Source organism: Methylobacterium sp. (assembly GCF_019745455.1).
Classification (GTDB): Bacteria; Pseudomonadota; Alphaproteobacteria; order Rhizobiales; family Beijerinckiaceae; genus Methylobacterium.
The window spans coordinates 1-17,398 of record NZ_JAIETD010000042.1 but is presented as its reverse complement, the minus strand read 5'-3'; the positions used below and the strand labels follow the sequence as shown (position 1 = coordinate 17,398).

The 17,398-nt window shown below is 67.3% G+C and carries 19 protein-coding genes; 5 read left to right on the top strand and 14 right to left on the bottom strand.

All coding sequences use genetic code 11. From position 1 onward, the window contains the following. From K2Y56_RS10385 to flgB, 12 genes are all read right to left on the bottom strand, one after another. Window positions 1-651 (bottom strand): hypothetical protein, encoded by a 651-nt coding sequence (locus K2Y56_RS10385; protein WP_292507301.1) that lies wholly within the window; start codon window positions 649-651, stop codon window positions 1-3. Further along, entirely contained in the window at window positions 651-2,324 is a 1,674-nt protein-coding gene (fliF, locus tag K2Y56_RS10380; RefSeq protein WP_292507300.1) for a flagellar basal-body MS-ring/collar protein FliF, read from the bottom strand. Before fliF ends, K2Y56_RS10385 begins: the two co-directional genes overlap by 1 nt. An 85-nt stretch (window positions 2,325-2,409) precedes the next feature. After that, the gene (gene fliP, locus K2Y56_RS10375; RefSeq protein ID WP_292507299.1) at window positions 2,410-3,168 is read right to left on the bottom strand and encodes a flagellar type III secretion system pore protein FliP; all 759 of its coding nucleotides are present in this window, start codon (window positions 3,166-3,168) and stop codon (window positions 2,410-2,412) included. 155 nt (window positions 3,169-3,323) lie between these two features. Then, on the bottom strand, window positions 3,324-3,815 hold the full coding sequence (locus K2Y56_RS10370) for a flagellar basal body-associated FliL family protein (RefSeq protein ID WP_292507298.1): 492 nt from the start codon (window positions 3,813-3,815) through the stop codon (window positions 3,324-3,326). Between the two features lie 27 nt (window positions 3,816-3,842). Next, a complete protein-coding gene (gene flgH, locus K2Y56_RS10365; RefSeq protein WP_292507297.1) occupies window positions 3,843-4,571 on the bottom strand; it encodes a flagellar basal body L-ring protein FlgH in 729 nt (242 codons plus the stop codon). Beyond that, a complete protein-coding gene (locus tag K2Y56_RS10360; RefSeq protein WP_292507296.1) occupies window positions 4,571-5,086 on the bottom strand; it encodes a MotE family protein in 516 nt (171 codons plus the stop codon). The genes flgH and K2Y56_RS10360 overlap by 1 nt, the downstream gene beginning before the upstream one ends. Beyond that, entirely contained in the window at window positions 5,083-6,183 is a 1,101-nt protein-coding gene (gene flgI, locus K2Y56_RS10355) for a flagellar basal body P-ring protein FlgI (protein WP_292507343.1), read from the bottom strand. The genes K2Y56_RS10360 and flgI overlap by 4 nt, the downstream gene beginning before the upstream one ends. Next, window positions 6,183-6,566: a flagellar basal body P-ring formation chaperone FlgA gene (flgA, locus tag K2Y56_RS10350; protein WP_292507342.1), complete on the bottom strand. Its 384-nt coding sequence runs from the start codon at window positions 6,564-6,566 to the stop codon at window positions 6,183-6,185. The genes flgI and flgA overlap by 1 nt, the downstream gene beginning before the upstream one ends. A 219-nt stretch (window positions 6,567-6,785) precedes the next feature. Then, the gene (flgG, locus tag K2Y56_RS10345; protein WP_292507295.1) at window positions 6,786-7,574 is read right to left on the bottom strand and encodes a flagellar basal-body rod protein FlgG; all 789 of its coding nucleotides are present in this window, start codon (window positions 7,572-7,574) and stop codon (window positions 6,786-6,788) included. Window positions 7,575-7,603: 29 nt separating this feature from the next. Beyond that, complete coding sequence (locus K2Y56_RS10340; protein ID WP_292507294.1) at window positions 7,604-7,936, bottom strand: flagellar hook-basal body complex protein FliE; 333 nt, start codon at window positions 7,934-7,936, stop codon at window positions 7,604-7,606. A gap of 11 nt (window positions 7,937-7,947) precedes the next feature. After that, on the bottom strand, window positions 7,948-8,364 hold the full coding sequence (gene flgC, locus K2Y56_RS10335; RefSeq protein ID WP_292507293.1) for a flagellar basal body rod protein FlgC: 417 nt from the start codon (window positions 8,362-8,364) through the stop codon (window positions 7,948-7,950). Continuing rightward, on the bottom strand, window positions 8,364-8,753 hold the full coding sequence (gene flgB / locus K2Y56_RS10330; protein WP_292507292.1) for a flagellar basal body rod protein FlgB: 390 nt from the start codon (window positions 8,751-8,753) through the stop codon (window positions 8,364-8,366). The genes flgC and flgB overlap by 1 nt, the downstream gene beginning before the upstream one ends. Before the next feature lie 366 nt (window positions 8,754-9,119). Here flgB and K2Y56_RS10325 point away from each other — a divergent pair, with 366 nt between their 5' ends. Next, window positions 9,120-11,705 carry a heparinase II/III family protein gene (locus K2Y56_RS10325; protein WP_292507291.1) on the top strand — a complete coding sequence of 862 codons (2,586 nt, stop codon included), beginning with the start codon at window positions 9,120-9,122 and terminating at the stop codon, window positions 11,703-11,705. Window positions 11,706-11,771: 66 nt separating this feature from the next. Continuing rightward, window positions 11,772-12,563 (top strand): endonuclease/exonuclease/phosphatase family protein, encoded by a 792-nt coding sequence (locus K2Y56_RS10320; RefSeq protein ID WP_292507290.1) that lies wholly within the window; start codon window positions 11,772-11,774, stop codon window positions 12,561-12,563. Here the strand turns inward: K2Y56_RS10320 and K2Y56_RS10315 are convergent. Further along, window positions 12,481-13,923, bottom strand: coding sequence for a phospholipase D-like domain-containing protein (locus K2Y56_RS10315; protein ID WP_292507289.1), 1,443 nt, complete (start codon window positions 13,921-13,923; stop codon window positions 12,481-12,483). The genes K2Y56_RS10320 and K2Y56_RS10315 overlap by 83 nt on opposite strands. A gap of 242 nt (window positions 13,924-14,165) precedes the next feature. Between K2Y56_RS10315 and K2Y56_RS10310 the strand changes: the two genes are divergently transcribed. Beyond that, window positions 14,166-14,501 carry an Hpt domain-containing protein gene (locus tag K2Y56_RS10310; RefSeq protein ID WP_292507288.1) on the top strand — a complete coding sequence of 112 codons (336 nt, stop codon included), beginning with the start codon at window positions 14,166-14,168 and terminating at the stop codon, window positions 14,499-14,501. Between the two features lie 14 nt (window positions 14,502-14,515). Here the strand turns inward: K2Y56_RS10310 and K2Y56_RS10305 are convergent, their stop codons facing one another. Beyond that, a complete protein-coding gene (locus tag K2Y56_RS10305) occupies window positions 14,516-15,124 on the bottom strand; it encodes an NnrU family protein (RefSeq protein ID WP_292507287.1) in 609 nt (202 codons plus the stop codon). A gap of 85 nt (window positions 15,125-15,209) precedes the next feature. Here K2Y56_RS10305 and K2Y56_RS10300 point away from each other — a divergent pair, with 85 nt between their 5' ends. Beyond that, window positions 15,210-16,412 (top strand): hypothetical protein, encoded by a 1,203-nt coding sequence (locus K2Y56_RS10300; protein WP_292507286.1) that lies wholly within the window; start codon window positions 15,210-15,212, stop codon window positions 16,410-16,412. A gap of 187 nt (window positions 16,413-16,599) precedes the next feature. Further along, window positions 16,600-17,283: a superoxide dismutase gene (locus tag K2Y56_RS10295; protein ID WP_292507341.1), complete on the top strand. Its 684-nt coding sequence runs from the start codon at window positions 16,600-16,602 to the stop codon at window positions 17,281-17,283. Window positions 17,284-17,398 lie beyond the last annotated feature (115 nt).

The window sequence follows — 17,398 nt, the reverse complement described above, 5'->3', positions numbered from 1 at the left end:
TCAGCGCTCCCCGACTGCGGCGGCGAGGCGGCCGGCCCATGCGCCGAGCTGCGTCTCGATCAAGGTCTGGTCGGCACGGACAGTGATCTCGATGGCGTCGGCGGGAACGAACGCGACCGAGCCGGACAAAGCACCGAGCTGGCCGGCGATGGCATCGAGGAGGTCGCCGGGGCCCTGGACCCGGATCGGAGCACCACGCGGACCTTCGCTGAGAAGCCCGGTCAGCACCGTCGAGAGCTCGTCGACCGCCTGCCGGCGGAGGGTTTCGGTGACGACCGGAACGAGGAGCTGGCCGATCCTGTCGCTGAAGGTGGTTGCCAGCGTCGCCAGGGCAGCGCTGAAGCCGGCGGCAAGGCTTTCGGCCTCCAGGCGGCACCAGTCGCGCCGTGCGATGTCGAGCCGGGCGTCGAAATCCTCCCGCGCACGGGCAAGGATCGATGCGGATTCGGCCTGGGCGTCGGCGCGGCCCTGCTCCCATCCCTTCGCCTCGGCGGCACGCAGGAGGGCTTCGCGATCCTCCGGCGGCGGCGTGGGTGCTGCGGGGCGTGTCGGGTTGCGGAGCAGGAGGGCGAGGCCGTCCTGGGCGCGCGGCGGGGGCGAGGCCTCGGCGATGGAGAAGTCGGGGAGGTAGCGGGCGATCACCGGTGCCATCAGGCAACTTCCTCACGCATGAGCCAGCGCTTCAGGATCTGCGCGGCTTGCTCCTCGTCGGCCTCGATCATCTGCTCGAGGCGCTTCTGCGGGGAGCGGGCCATCTTGTCGGCGAGGTCCTCGATCATACCGGCGACGTTGGTCGGGACGGGACCTGCGAGCTCGGCAAGTCCCGACCCCGGCGGTCCGGCGAGCGCCGCCCCGTCCGGGCCAGGCAGGCTCGCCCCAGAGGCAGCCGCGAGGGCGGCGACCTGCTCCTGCTCGGCGGCCGGGATCGCCAGGATGGCGCGCATGGCCGGGCGCAGGCCAAACCAGATCAGGAGACCGGCGACGAGGAGGATGGTGGCGGCGTTGATGAGGGTCGCCGACTGGCGCAGCAGCACGTCCTGCAGGCTCAAGGGCGCCACCGGCTCCAGCGGCTGGCCGTCATTGACGAAGCCGACGGCCGCGACCTTCACGTTGTCGCCGCGCTCCTTGCTGAAGCCGGCGGCCGAGCCGATGAGCTGCTCGATCTCGGCGATCTGCGCGTCGATCGATTCCTTGCCGCCCTGAGGGCCCGCGAGGGCCGCCAGGCGCGAGCGATTGACGAGGACGGCGACCGAGATCTGCTTGATGGCGTAGCCGTCGCTGACGGTCTGGATCGTCTTCGTCGAGATCTCGTAATTGGTGAGATCCTCGCGCTTCTGGGTCTCGTTGCTGGAGGTGTCGTTGCCGTCCGAGCGCGTGCGCTGGTCGGGCAGGTTCTGCTGGGCAGAGGTCGGACGCTGCGAATTGCGGTTCTGCGCGTTCTCGGTCTCGCGGACGGCGCGAGTCGAGCGCTCGACCCGCTGATCGGGATTGTAGATCGTCTCGTTCACCGAGGTCTTGTCGGTGTTCAGCCGCGCCGCGACGCTGACCTCGAAATTGCCGATGCCGAGATAGGGCGTGAGCGTCCGGCGGATGTTCTCCTGGACCTCGCGGCTGACGGTCTTCTCGAGACTCGCCATCTTGCCTGTGGTCGCCGTGCTGGTCTCGTCCCCCGAAAGGATAAGGGCGCCGTCGGTGCCGATGACGGTGACGCGGTCGGGCCTCATGCCGGGAACGGCGGAGGCGACGAGCTGGCGAATGGCCTGGGCGCCACTGACGTCGTCGGCGGGCTCGGTGCGGACCACGACGGAGGCGGAGGGCGGCTGCTGGTCGCGCCGGAACGAGCCGCGGTCCGGCAGGACGATGTGGACGCGGGCGGCGCGCACGCCCTTCATGCCCTGAATGGTGCGTGCGATCTCGCCTTCGAGGGCACGGACCCGAGTCACCTCTTGCATGAAGGAGGTCATGCCCAGCGAGCCAAGGTCGTTGAACAATTCGTACCCGGATTTCGAGCTCTGCGGCAGGCCCTTCTCGGCGAGCAGCATCCGGGCCTGCGCGGTATGGCCGTAGGCGACGAGGACGGAGGCGCCGTCGGCGGCCACGTCGAAGGGGATGTTGGCATCCTTGAGGACGCCGCCGATGCGGCCGACATCCTCGCGGCTGAGGCCCGTGTAGAGGGGTTCCTGGGCGGGCCGGCTGAGGTAATAGGCGCCGAGCCCCACCGACAGGAACACGACGAGGCCGATCAGGCCCAGCGCCGCGATGCGCCGTCCGCCGAGCGCGAGAATGTTGTTCCAGAGCCGTTCGGCGTGTTGGAGACCGGACATGTAAAGGGCTGCTCCGCTGAGGTCATGCCTGCGAAGGTCCTTGTCGCCCGCGATCCTTGTGCGGAGGTTGCTTTCCCAGGGGCGGTCAGAAGAACGATCGTACGAGCCCGCTCACCAGCATGTTCCAGCCGTCGATGAGGACGAAGAACAGCACCTTGAACGGCAGCGAGATCACGGTCGGCGGCAGCATCATCATGCCCATCGACATCACCACCGTGGACACGATCATGTCGATCACGAGGAACGGCAGGGCGATGAGGAAGCCGATCTCGAAGCCCCGTCTGAGCTCCGAGATCATGAAGGCGGGTATGAGGATTCGCAGGTCGATCTTCTCGCCTTCCTGCACCGCCGGGAAGGTACGGCTGGCGAGGTCCGTGAAGGTCTGGAGGTCCTTGGGCCTCACATGGGTGGTCATGAACTCGCGGAACGGCTCGACGATCTTCGGGAGGGCCTCGACCTCGGTGATCCGGTTCTCGCTGAGCGGCTTGATGCCCTCGTTCCAGGCCCGGTCGAAGGTCGGGGCCATGACGTAGAAGGTGAGGAAGAGCGCGAGGCTGACGAGGAACATGTTGGCCGGTGTGCTCTGCAGCCCGAGCCCCGATCGCAGGAACGAGAACGCCACCGCGAAGCGCGTGAAGCTCGTCACCATGACGAGGAGGCCCGGCGCCAGGGACAGCACCGTCATCAGGGCGATGAGCTGCAGGATGCGCCCGCTCGCGGCGCCGTTGCCGGCGGGCAGGAGCGCATCGAGGGCCGGAAGGCCGGTGGCCGATTGCGCGGAAGCTGCGGCAGTCAGGAGCGGCATTAAGGCGAGGGCGAGGAACGCCGTTGTGAGGGGTCTCATGAGGCTTTCCGTCGATCGAACCTAACCGATGCTGGCGACTCACTTCCCCCTTGGGGGGAGGAGTTGGAGGTGAGGGTGGTTCCGCTGGCCTCGACGACAGGTCGCCCAGCCATCCGCACCCCTGCCCCTCCCCACAAGGGGGAGGGGAAAGTGCCCTACTGCACCACGATGGATTCCACGATCAGCTCGCGGATCTGGCCCTTGGTGCGCAAAGCGACGCGCTCGTTGAGGTCTTCGCGAAGATGCTGCAGACCGCTCGCGCCCTCGATCTGCTTCGTGGTGACCGAGCGCAGATAGGCGACGATGTCGGCCCGGATCTCGGCGAGCGCCACGTCAGGTGCCGGCACCGAGACCGTCTTGAACACGACGGAGGACTCGAGGCGGACCCAGGCCTCGTTGGGATCGGCAAGATTGGTGACCACGGAGCCGACGCTGCGCAGGGAAAGGTCGCCGGTGTATGTCAGCACCTTGACCGCCTTGTCCTCTTCCTCGCGCTTCTTCTGGTCGACCGCCTTCTCGACGGTGGAATGAAGGTAGATGCCGAGTCCACCACCTGTGCCGATCGCGACGAGGCTCGCCACCGCCACGGCGCCGATCAGCGCCATAGCGCCCTTCTTCTTCGGCGCATCGTCCTTCTTGTCGGCCATCGTGTCGTTCTCCGGATCGAGACGGCGTCAGAACGGCGCCAGGGTCTCGAAGACCTGCTGGCCAAGAGTTGGCGCCTGCACCTCGCTGATGCGGCCGCGACCGCCATACGAGACCCGCGCCTCGGCGATCTTGTCGTACGCGATGGTGTTGGTCCGCGAGATGTCGCGCGGCCGGACGATGCCGGCGACGTTGAGCACGCGGACTTCGTTATTGACCCGCACCTCCTGCGAGCCCGAGATCAGGATGTTGCCGTTGGGCATGACCTCGGTGACGACCGCGGCCACCGAGAACCGGAGGCTCTCGGAGCGGTCGATGCTGCCCGCGCCCTTGGTTTCCATGGAGGAGCGGATGCCGGCATCGGCGGTCGCCGAATCCTTGAGCGCCGAGACGCCGTAGCCGAAGTCGAAGCCGAGGCTCGAACGCTGGCTGCGCGAGCGATCACTCGAATTGTCGAATTGCGCCTTGTCCTCGATCTGGATCGCCACCGTGATCACGTCGCCGACATTGCGAGCGCGCGGGTCTTGGTACATCTCGACGGCATTCGGCGACCAAGCCGAGTGATAGGTGCGCCGGTTGAGCGAGCCGAAAGTAGTGGGCAGGGTCTCGCGCGGGGCGGCGAGACCGGTGCCGATCGGGCTCAGCACTGGCGGCTGCCCGAACTCGGAGAGGCGGTTGCTGTTGCAGGCGCCGAGCGTGGGAGCGAGGACGACGAGAGCGAGGCCGAGCCTGGTCCGAGGATTCAACGGGAGGGTCATCAGGATTTCTCGCTGTCTCGGGCCTTCTTGCCCAGATCGGTCATGACGCGGGCGAGTTGGGAGGCGCGGGCGGCCTCCATCTCACTCAGGATGGCGCTGGCGGTCCTGGCGTTGAGCTTCGTCAGGATCGCCGCCGCGGATTCGTCGGGCATGTTGGCGAGCTGAAGGGCAGCCGCATCGGCGCGCATCTTCGTGTAGATCGCGACGACGCCCTCGTCGGCCTTGGCGAGGAAGGCGTCGCGGCGCGAGAGCCAGGATTCGTACTCGGCTCGCTTTTCTTCGAGGCGCTTGATCCGCTCCTCGACCTGCTTTTCCAGCGCCGCGAGCTGTTCCTTCTGCCAGGCGAAGCGGGCATCCGCGGCAGCGTCCGCGATGCTGGCGCAGTACCCGGATTGCTTCGGCGCCGCCTCCGCTGCTTTGGCCGTCTCGGCCGGCGGTGCTTCGACTGCCGATGCCGGACCGGCGACCAAGGCAAGCGAGAAGGTCGCAGCGAGGAGAAACCGCGCGCGGATCATTGGACGACGAGCTCCGCCTGGAGTGCGCCAGCGGTCTTCACCGCCTGCAGTATCGAGATGATGTCGGTGGGCTTGAGCCCGACCTGGTTGAGGCCGCGCACAAGGGTCTGGAGGTCCGAGCCGCGGATGATCGCGAGGCGCCCCGGCTGCTCGTTCACCGCCACCTCGGTGCGCGGCACCACGACGGTCTGACCGCGCGAGAAGCCCTCGGGCTGCGAGACCTCGGGCGTCTCGCTCACGCGGACCGTGAGGTTGCCGTGGGTCACCGCCACCGTCGAGACCTGCACGTTTCGCCCGATCACCACCGTTCCGGTGCGCTGGTCGACGACGACCCGGGCCGGCACGTCGGGATCGACGGAGAGATCCCCGACTTCGGCAATGAAGCGCGTCTGCGCGATCTGGGCGGGGCGGATCAGCACCACGGCGCGCTGATCGCGGGGGATCGCGACGCGCTTGCGGAAGCGCTGCAGGGCGTAGGCGTTGATGGCATCCGCTACCAGGATCGCGGTCTTGAAGTCCGGGTTCTTGAGCTCCATCACGAGTTCGGGCAGGTCGCGGAAGGTGCCCGTCACCTCGCGCTCGATCAGCGCGCCGTTGGGGATGCGCCCGGCGGTCGGCACGCCCTGCGTCACCGTCTCGGCCTGACCGCCGACGACGAAGCCGGAGACCGCGAGCGGTCCCTGCGCCGCGGCGTAGACGAGGCCGTCGCCGCCCATCAGCGGAGTCATCAGCAGGGTCCCGCCCTTGAGCGAGGATGAATCGCCGAGGGAGGTCACGGTGACGTCGATGCGCGAGCCGATGCCCGTATAGGGCGGCAGGTCGGCGGTCACCATGACGGCGGCGACGTTGCGGGTGCGCAGGCGGGCATCGCGGACGTTGATGCCCATCTTGTCGAGCATCGATTGCAGCGACTGCTCGGTGAATTGGGCATTGCGAAGGGTATCGCCCGTGCCCTGAAGGCCGGTGACGAGGCCGTAGCCGACGAGCTGGTTGTCGCGCACGCCCTTGAGGGTGGCGATGTCCTTGATGCGGGTGCCGGCCAAGGCGGCCGGGGCGACGAGGAAGAAAGCTGCCAGGACGAGGAGGATGTGGCGCATCATCTGTCACCGGTCCGGACGCGTCCGTCGGCCATCACGGTGCCCAGGATGATCCGTCCGGTATCGCTATTGCGGATCCGGATGAGTTCGCCGAGGCCTCCGTTCTGGAGGGGCGACCCCACGGTGGTGATGAACAGGCCATTCTCCTCGAACACGATTTGGGTCGGCGCGCCGCGGCTGACGAGGCGAGGATCATCGACGGCGTTGACCGGCACCGGCTCGCCCGGCAGCAGCATCCGGCGGGCGGAGCGACCGACCATGGCGAGCGGCGCGTCGATCACGGCGGCCCGGGCCTTGAAGGTCTCGGGATAGGCCTGCAGGCGCAGCATCGATTCCTTGATGATGTCGCCGGCATAGATCGTCACGGTCGGGACGGGAAGCATCAGCTCGCCCGCCGCGACCGGCCCGACGCAGGCGAGGACGAGGCCAGCAAGGGCGCCCGCGATCCGTCGGTGGAAGGAGGTCTTGCCCATGTCCGTCGTACTCTTCTGTGTCCGGCTCTCGGCTGACAGGGTCCGGCGCCGGAGCACCCGTCCCGCCGCCCGCGCGTCTTGTCTGGTCTGGCGGATGGACGCTGAGAGGCGTCGCATCGCAGTCGGCCCTTAGCGGATGCCCTTGGAGACCGTGCCGGCCATCTCGTCGGCGGTGGTGATCACCTTCGAGTTCATCTCGAAGGCGCGCTGCGCCGTGATCATGTTGGTGATTTCTTTGACCGGATCGACGTTCGAGCCTTCGAGGTAGCCCTGCTGGATCCTGCCGAAGCTCACGTCGCCGGCGACGCCGACCACCGCCTGACCGGAGGCCGGTGTCTCGCGGTAGAGGCCGTTGCCGAGGGGCTCGAGGCCGGATTCGTTGGCGAAGTTGGCGAGCGAGAGCTGGCCGATGTTCTGCTGGGCGACCTGGCCGTCGATCTTGGCGAACACCTGCCCAGACTGGTTGACCACCACGTCCACCGCATTGGCCGGGATCAGGATCGCCGGCTCGACGGTGTAGCCCTCCAGCGTCACGAGCTGGCCGGCATTGTTTCGGTTGAACGAGCCGGCGCGGGTATAATTGATCTCGCCGTTGGGGCTGGTGATCTGGAAATATCCGCGGCCGTTGATCGCCATGTCGAGCTGGTTGGCGGTGTTGGCGAGCTGCCCTTGACGGTGGAGGTTGCGGATCGCGGCGGTGCGCACGCCGAGACCCAGCATCGCGCCCTCGGGAACCGGCTCCTGGCCGGCTTGGTTCGGCACGCCTTGCTGGCGCTCGGCCTGGTAGAGCAGGTCGGTGAACTCGGCGCGCGCCTGCTTGAACCCGGTGGTGTTCAGGTTGGCGATGTTGTTGGCGATGACCTCGAGATTCAGCTGCTGGGCGTTCATGCCGGTCGCGGCGATGGCGAGAGCTCTCACGGCGTTCGTTCCTTAAATCGGCACGTTGATCAGATCGGCATGCGGCTGAGTTCGAGATAGGCGGCGACCACCTTGTCGCGTACGGCGATAGCGGTCTGCAGGCTCTGCTCGGCGGAGAGCACGGCCTCGACGACCTGCTGGGCCGAGGCGTTGCCCTTGATCCCCTGGATCGCGGTGGCCTCGCCGGTGCGGACCGAGGTGCGGACGCCGGAGACGAGCTGGGCCATCACGTCGGCAAAATCGGTCGTCGGTGCGGCCGACGATGCCGGCATCACCGCGCGCTGAAGCGCAGCGGTGCCTTCGGTGCGGGAGGCCGCACCCGCCTTGTCGAAGGCTGAGATGGAGGCGAGGGCTTCGATCATCGGGACGGTCCTCAGGTTCTCAGGAGATCGATGACGCTCGCGACCATGGCGCGCGCCTGCTTGATCACCTGCACGTTGGCCTCGTAGGAGCGGTTGGCCTCGCGGATATCGGCCATCTCCACAAGCATGTTCACGTTGGGCATCTTGACGTTGCCCTCGTCGTCGGCGGCCGGGTTGCCGGGGTCGCGCTCGATTCGAAACGGAGTATTGTCGGTCCCGATGGCCGCGAGCCTGACCGAGGCAACGCCGGCGGCGCGGTCCATCGCCGTGCGGAAGCTGACGGTCTTGCGTGCATAGGGGTCCGCGCCCGGTTCAGAGCCGGTCGATTGGGCGTTGGCGACGTTCTCGGCGGCGACGCGTAACCGCAGGGACTGGGCTTCCAGGCCGGCGGCGGCGAGGCGTGTCGAAGCGGCGAGAGGATCGATCATCAGCCGGACCTCACGGCCGACATCAGCATCCGGTGAAAAGCCTTGACGACGCCCGTGTTCAAGTTGTGATCGCGGCTGACCTCGCCTGCCTTGAGCATCTCCTGCTCGAGGCTGACGGAGCTCGACGTGTCGAGGGCATCCCAGGCGGCATCTGCGGAGACCGCTTTCGTCGGGATGCTGTTCTCACCCGCGGTCATGTGGGCGCTCGCAGTCATCTCCATGCCGGTGGTCTGTGCCATGCGAGACATGACTTCGGAGAAAGGCACGACGTCGCGCGCCTTGTAGTCCGGGGTGTTCGCGTTGGCGACGTTGCTGGCGATCGTCGCCTGCCGAACGGCAAGGTAACGGGCCTGCTTCGACGCGAGCTCGAAAAGGTAAACACCGGTCACCGCCTTCTCCGGATGCGATCGTCTTCTGTCCGAGCCTTAAGGCGGCAACCTTGTCCGAAGCTGACGCCCTGTCCTCTCCCGGCGTCCTTCGTCCGGTTCTCGCCGTGTCGTCGCAAAAGCTTGACACCTCGCCGCCAAGGCCGCAGTCCGAAAGGAAGGCCCGTCGGCCGATCGCGGCCTCCGATCCTGTCGGGAGCCCGCCACGCATCATGCCGAGCCCGAGATGATGCCTCGTCCATTCGGTTCGTCCGAGCGCCACGAGGTGGCTTTCGGACGTCGCCGCTCTGGGGAATATTCGTGATCGAGGCTGAACCGGCGCGCTATGCCGGTGGCGCAAGCGCCGGTTCCGAAGAAGATCACCACCGCGTGGGCACTAAGAACCGCTGGTCGCGGGTAGTCCTTGGTTATTCCGGCCTCGTGCCGAACCAATGGTGCGAGTTCAGTTTCGGTATCGACTGGGATACCGACGAAAGTGCACTTTCGGTTCCCGATTTCGCCCTTGTCGGGATCGACCTGCGCGCGCCCGATGGGTCTAGCCTCGACTTCGACCAAGTCCCGGGCCTCGACCGGACGCTGCTCGATCCCCATGGCGCCTGGATTGCCGGACCGGCATTGCATCCCGGGGAGGTCGTGGCCCCGCGGACAGCCATGGTGCGTGTGGCGTTCGCGCTTCCCGCCCCCGCCGCCGAGGTCGCCATCACGATCCGGTCGTGGCGCAACACCCACGCGTTCGTCATCGGCCGCCCGCGCCTTCTTCAGGTGGCACGAGAAGCGATCTCCGGTATGGCGGCGCCCTTCCGCCGCCGCCGGCCCCTCGCGCAGAACCCCGAATGGTTCGACTACGTCCTGATAACAGGCCGTCCGCTGATCCTTCGCGGACAGATCTTCGCGCCCGCTCCTGGCGAGCATTCGGCTCTCGCCCGCATCGTCTACCGCGACGTCAACGGCAGTGAGATCGCCCCACCCTATCCCGGCACGATCTTGATCCCGGCGGTCGGTGCCTTCGTGAACATTCCCGCTCAGCAGCAGGCACGCCGCTTCACCCTGGACCTTGCGCCCCCGGCCGAAGCCGCCCGCGTCTCCGTCGGATTCGCCACCTGGGATGGCACCGTGACCGAGGTCGAACTCCTTGACGCGCCGGAGGTCTCTCTCGAAGACGGCCTTCGGCTCGAGAGCCTGAGCGGCGAGGATCGTCTCTCGTCCTCGGAGTTCTTGGCGAACCTCGCCGAGCGGCTCGGCGTCTCGCCCGCCGCGGTGCTCCACTGGTGCCCTCCACCGCGGGTCGCGGAGGCGGTGCCACCGATCCTCGCCCGAGCGCAGGCCCTCCGCTACGGCGAGCAGCAGAGCCGGCCGGCCGGCACGCCCCTGCGCCTGGCGCAATGTCCCGACTGGCCACTTCCGGAGGACCCGGACTGGACCGAGGACCCGTTCCGCTCGGTGGCTTGGCGGATCGCCTATCAATCGCTGAGCTGGCTCTGGCCGATGGCCGGATCACACGGCGATGCGGAAGCTGCCCTGCGACTCGCGCTATCGTGGTCGGCAGTGAACCCATGGGGGGAGCCCGCCGACGCGCTCGCCCTGCATCCGGCAGCCCTTGCGATGCGCGCCGAAGTGTTCGTCCGCCTTCTGGGGCGCTGCAGCGGGGCGACGGCAACACACGCTGTCGCGCTCACCGGCGAGATGGTCAGGCACGGCTTCGCGCTCGCGGAGATCGTCGGGCAAAACGCCCTCGCCCGCTCGATCCTTCAGCTCGAAGCGGCTTCGGCGCTCCTCTGCATCGCCCGCGCCCTTCCGGGCTTGCCGCTTTCCGGCCATTGGCTAGGACTCGCCACGAACGGCATCGCGGATTGCGTCGAGCGGCTGACCCACCTGAATGAAGGCATTGCCGATCCGAGTCCGCACCGGCGGCTCGAGCTCATAAACCTCGGAGCGGCACTGGCGGGAGCGCTCAAGGACCAGCCCTTAGGCGGAATGATCACTCGTCGTGTCGAGGCGGCCTTGCCGGGCCTATCGGAATTGCTCGATCCCGGATCGCGTCTGCCGCCCTTTGGCGACACGCCGCATGGCGAGGATCATGCCGGCTGGATCGGGCGGCTTCGGGCTGCCTTCGCTGCCGGCCGCGATCTCGTGGCCGAGCGTCGTGGCGGGAGGACAGCGTCGCCGCCACCGGCGGAGCCCAGCGCCGGTTTCTTGATCAGACGCCAGGACTCGACGGGGCGGAATTGGGGGCATTTCGCCTGTACCTACGCGACACGAGGCCAAGGCCACCGCGACGTCACCTCCTTCGTCTACGCCACGGAAGGCATCCGCTGGATCGTCGAGGCCGGCGGCTCCACGCTGGTCGAGACCGGAGCTGCGCGTCATCACCTCGCCTCGGCGGAGGCGCATAACGTGGCAATCCCGGATGGCCGGGAGCCCGGCAGCGGCGAGGCTTGGCTGGCGGGATCGACACCGCTCGACGGCGCCACCGCCTACGAGATCGGAACGAACGTCCACGGGCCGATGTACGCGCATGCGCGCATCCTCGTCATCCTCCACGATCTCAGCGGCCTCATCGTCCTCGATCGGTTCGCGGCCGCGGTTCGACCGGTGACGGTCGAAGGGCTGATCCACCTCGCGCCCGACGTGCTCGCGGCCATCGCCTCTCCGCGCCGCGCCATGGCGCAGTATGGCCGCAGTCGGCTTGCCTTCACACCGGTCGTCCCGTCCGGGCGGGCCGCCGGTTTGTCGATCGTCAACGGCCGCTACGACAGGCCCGGAAAGATGCAGGGCCTGGTCTCCCAGCAGCCGGGAATCCTCGCTCCCGCGAGCGTGCTGCGTTACGCGTTCGCGGGAACCGATCGGGTCTGCGGCGGGCTCCTCATTGCGTCCGACACAACGGCGGAGGGACGCCTCGCTACCCTGCTGGCGGGGAGAACCCTCTCGCCCATCCTCGCGGGGCCCGATTCCTGATCCGGAGCGTGGCGGCCTTTCCTTTCGGCCTTTCCTTGGAGGCCCCTGCGGCCCAGTTAATGCGCAATGCTGAATGACCGCGCTCTCGCACGCTCCGCCCTCCTCAGCCGCAAGCCCGGACCGGCCCTGTCGGTGTCCTACCCTCCGGATTGCCGTAAGATCGTCAGCTGGAACCTGCTTAGGCGTACCGGAGCGACGGTCGCGGGCATCGCGACGTTGATCGCCCACGAACAGCCGGACCTCGTCCTGATGCAGGAGGCGACGAAGGACATCGAAGGGCTTCCGGCGAAGGCCGGCGGCCACTACGCCTGGGCGCAGATGCCCGGCCGCATCCACGGTCTCGCGATCTGGAGCCGCAAGCCCTTCGCCAGACCGCCTGAGGTGATCGAACTTCCCGGCGGCACCCTGTTCGACCGGGTCTGCCAGGTGCTGGATCTCGGCGATTTCGGTATCGCCAACGTCCATCTCTCGCACGGTCAGGTGCTCAATCGGCGCCAGCTTCGCCGGATCGAGCGCAGCCTTCCCGAGCGGGCTGCGGTGATCGGCGATTACAATCTCGTCGGGCCGCCCCTCTTGCCGGGTTTTCGCGACGTCGGGCCGAGGCGGCCGACGCATGCGATGGGGCGCCTCGTCCCGCTCAGGCTCGATCGCTGCCTCGTGCGCGGGCTCGCCTGCCACGCCCACAGCGCACTGCCCCGAGGCGCTTCTGACCACCGGCCGATCACCGTGCACCTTGCCCCCTCCGGGGAAATGTCGCGACCCGAGATCTCGCGGTTCAGAGATATGGCAGCAAGAGTCGGACGCTGGCGTCGCGAAGGCGCACGGGAAGCGAGCGCGCCGACAGATCCTCAGGGGTGAGGCGCGCGTTCATCTTCTCGGCCATGAAGGCGTCGAGGTCCACCGCCAGGGCCTCGTCGTAGATCTCGACATTGAGCTCGAAATTGAGCCGCAGGCTGCGCATGTCCCAATTCGCGCTGCCGACGAAGCACCATGCCTTGTCGACGACGAGAACCTTGGAATGGTCGAAGGGCGGGTCGTCGAGCCAGATCCGAACACCAGCTTCGAGGAGCGGGTCGATATGGGCCCGCATCGCCCAATCGACGATGGGGTGATCGCTCGTGGCCGGAACGATGACGTCGACGGACAGGCCGCGCCCCGCCGCCAGCGCCAGGGCAGAGGCCATGACCTCGCTCGGCAGGAAATACGGCGTGACGAGACGGATGCTCCGGCGGGCACAGGACACGGCCTGGAGGATCGCGAGCTCGATCTTCCTGACATCCGCATCCGGTCCGGAACTCACGACGCGGGCGAGCGTGGGTCCGGTGGGAGCGAGAGCCGGGAACCAAGGCGGGCCGTCGAGATCTTCGTCGGCCACGAGCGCCCAGTCATCGACGAAGGCGGCCGTGAGTTGCTCGACCACGGGGCCGGTGACCTTGAAATGCAGGTCCCGGATCGGATGACGCGGCCGGGATGAGACTTCGTTCTGTTCCGAGATGTTGATGCCGCCGGTAAAGGCGACCGAACCGTCGGCAACGAGCAGCTTCTTGTGCGAGCGAAGGTTCAGGAACGGCATTCGCCAAGGCAGGGCCGAATGCATGAAGCGGCCGACCGGCAGACCGAGCGTGCGCAGGTGACGCTCGATGGCGGGGAACAGGTATCCGCTACCGATTCCGTCGACGATGACCCGGACCTCCACACCTCGGGCCTTTGCTTCGGCCAATGCCGCGAGGAAGCGCCGCCCGCTGGTATCGTCGCGAAAGATGTAGCTCGACAGGGCGATCGACCTTCGGGCGTCGCCGATCGCTTCCAGCATCGCGGGGTAGGCCTCGTCGCCATTGCGGTAAGCCAGAACCGCATTTCCGCCCAGCAGCGGCAGACCTGTGATCCGCGAGACGGCCTCGTCGAGGGGCTGCAGCACCGGTGCGGCGACGGTTTCGGGATCGTCGGAATCGGGCCGGTCGGTCTGCCGCGAGGGTTTCACCCGAAGCTTCTTGGCGCGCCGCGTGACGCGGTTGACGCCAAACAGGACGTAGAGGGTCGCCCCGACGATCGGCGACAGCCAGGCGAGGCCGATCCAGCCGATGGAGGCGCCGATCTCGCGCTTGTGTAAGAGTACGTGGATGCTGACAGGTACCGACAGGATCAGGGCCACGAGCCAGAGGATCTCGGTCCTGAACGCGATCGATTGCCCGATCCAGCGCAGCAAAACCTCTTCCACCGCCGCTCCTCGTCCTCGCAGCCGCGCAGGCCTCACTGCGGACAGCCGGCAGCTTCTTCCGCGGAACCTTCAGCCTCGTACCATAGAAGGGGTGAGCATCGGATTCGGTCCGGCCGAGACGGAATTCGCCACGGCGACCTGTGCACGCAAGCGATGCAAACCTGTACAAAGGTGCGATCAGAGGGCAATCACACAGGATGCTTCCAGGGTCGGGGCGGACCCACAGCCTCTCCACGGAGCCTATGCAACCGCCGCTCATCGAAAAAGCAGAGTTCGACGGGTTTGCCGACCTTATCGGACCTGAGAGGGTCAAGACGCTGACGGACGCGCTTCGCCGGCAATTGACCGGCGCGTTCGAGAGCAATGATCTCGCCGAGATCCTGCGAGATACGCACGTCGCGGTATCGTCGTCAGGGCTGCTAGGGTGTCACTGCCTCGTCGAGGCCTGCCGCGCCGTCGAAGATGCTGCCAGAGGCGCGCGCGATATCGCCGATCCTCTTGCGGCTCTCCGGCAGGTGCGCGACGAAACCATTGCCGCCCTCGATCGGCTCACGGAAGGGCGAGGCTCCGTCTCCTAGGAAGGCGATGCGCCTCAGGCCATTCCCGGCCAGGCGGCGACGCCGATGAGCAGCGGGTGCAGGTATTTGGCGAAGGCGAACCACGTCACGAGGCCGATCGCGACGGCGATGGCATCGTTGCGCCAGCCCGAGGGTGCGGCCACTGCGCCGCCGTGCTGCGACGCCACCGTGCCGGGGCTCGCCGCGCGGCGCTTGAGGCTGATGCGGGCGATCACCGCCCAGGCCAGGAAGCCGCCGAACAGCAGGATGCTGCCGAGATCGCCGTTGGCGAGGAGATGCGCCGTCGCCCAGATCTTCACGGCGAGCAGCATCGGATGCTTCGCCCTCGCGCGGATATGGCCGGGCAGGTAGGCCGCGGCCAGGGCGATGAAGGCGAAGAGGGTGAGGAGCAGCGAGAGGTGGCGGGTGAAGACCGGCGGGTTCCACACCGGGATCATGCCCTCCTGCCGGTAGAGCCCGAAGCCGTAGCCGATCAGGATCAGCCCGATCAGCGACAGCGCGGTGTAGCCGAGCTTGTAGCGCGCCTCCCCGACCTCGCCGATCACGCTCGCCCGCCTCGTCCGCAGCATGGTGAAAGCGTGGGTGCCGAGGAACAGCACGAGACCGAGGATCAGGAACAGCATGGGGGCCTCGACGCGGGAAAATGGGTCGGTCAATCGGAGCGTAACGGTTCAGACCGTAAACTTTAGCCTGAGTCCAGGCTTGAGAATGACGCGCCCGCCTAATCCCTCGCCCGTGTACCGCCGGTGGACCGTGGCGATTCTCGCCTTGCTGACGCTGGCCGGACCCGTTCGCGCCGCCGGCGAACCGCCACTCTCCGCCCTCACCCTGGTCGGCGGGCCGCACATCGTCTTCGAGGCGACCCGCGATGCCTGCGACGGTGCCGACGTTCCCGACGCCTCCGCCCGGGCTTTTCGCGATGCCTCAGGTGCCGTCGCCCTGTTCGGGATGCATTACCGCAACCGGGTCCTGCGCGGGCCGGACCTCGACACCTTGAAGCTCGATTGCGCGGTCGTCCTCGATTCCGCCGGCAATCCCGATCCGGCCCGTTACGACGACCGCTCCTGGATCACGGCCACCTGGACCGAAGACGGGAGCAAGGTGGCGGCTCTCGTCCATCACGAGTTCCAGGCCGACAAACATCCCGGCCGCTGCCGCTCCAAGGTCTATATGGAGTGCTGGTACAACACGATCCTCGCTGCCTCATCGAGCGACGGCGGACGCAGCTTCATCCGCGCCGCGCCGCCGGCGGTGGTGGCTGGGGCGCCTTTCAAGCAGGAGGTCGGTCAGGGCCGCCACCGCGGCTTCTTCAACCCGTCCAACATCGTCGGCGACGGGCGGTGGCGCTATGTCTTTGCTTCCACGACCGGTTGGATCACGGCGGGCACGAGCCAGGAGCACGGCGTCTGCCTGTTCCGCACCGACAGTCCCGCCGATCCGACCCGCTGGCGTGCCTGGACAGGAACCGGCTTCACCGCCCGCTTCCCCGGTCCCTACGGCCCTTCTCGGCCCGAATCCGACACCTGCAAGCCGGTGGCGCCGTTTCCGACGCCCGTCGGCGCCGTGGTGCGCCACCGCGCGACCGGCACCTGGATCGCCCTGTTCATGGCGCAGGCGAGCGCCGCCTTTCCCCGCTCCGGGTTCTACTGGACCACGTCGCGCGATCTCCTCGCCTGGGACCAGCCGCGCCTTCTCCTTGAAGGCGCGACCCTCTACGACGATCCCTGCAAGGCAACGGGCGGCCTCATCGCCTATCCTTCGCTCCTCGACCCTGCCGCCACCGGCCGTAACTTCGACGATGTCGGCGACACCGCCCTCATGACCTACGTCACGCTGCGTACCGAAGGCTGCGCCATCACCTCCGACCGCGACCTCGTGAAACGACGCCTGGCGATCAAGGTGTGGCCGTAATGGGAAGGATCGGCGGGAGCGGAGAACCGTGCCGCACCGATCTCGTGATCGCGAAATGAAACCTTTCGCGAGTGAAAAGCGTAGCCGCATCGCCGACATCGGGTTCGTCGGCCGTCCACCGGAGACCGAGATCATGCATCTGAACCGCCGCACCGCCCTTGCCGCCATGGGCGGCAGCCTCATCGCGATGAAAGCGCAGGGAGTCTTCGCCCAGGCCGCACCGGCACCGGCCGCCGCCCCGACCGGCCCCTTCAAGCTCGACCCGCTGCCCTATCCGAACGACCGCAACGCACCGACCATCGACGCCGAGACGATGGAGTTGCACCATGGCAAGCACCACGCCGCCTTCATCACAAACCTGAACACGGCCTTCGCCAAGGAGCCCGACCTCGCCAAGAAGCCGCTTGCCGAGATGCTGGCCAACCTGTCGTCCCTGCCGGAGGCGCTTCGTCCGGTTGTCAGGAATAGCGGTGGCGGCCACGCCAATCACGCGATGTTCTGGACCATCATGGGCGGCAAGGGCGGCGAGCCCACGGGCGACCTCAAGGCGACCATCGACAAGGATTTGGGCGGCTTCGCCAAGCTCCAGACCGATTTCAACGCCGCCGGCGCACGCCAGTTTGGTTCTGGCTGGGTCTTCGTCGTGCTCGGCAAGGACGGCAAGCTCGCCATCGTGAACCGCCCGAACCAGGATTCCCCCTGGATGGACGGCACTCCGGTCGTCTTCGGCAACGACGTCTGGGAGCACGCCTACTATCTCACCTACCGCAATCGCCGCGCGGACTACCTCAAGGCCTGGTGGAACGTGGTGGACTGGTCGAAGGTGAACGACCGGTTTGCGGCGGCGAAGGCCGGGACGTTGGCGATCTGAGGATCGCATGATGATCTGAATAGGCGCCGGATCGATTGGTCCGGTGCCGAACTTTACCGCGCAGTCGGTACCATCAGAGCGGAAGCCACGGCACGAATTACGTTCACTCCCACTC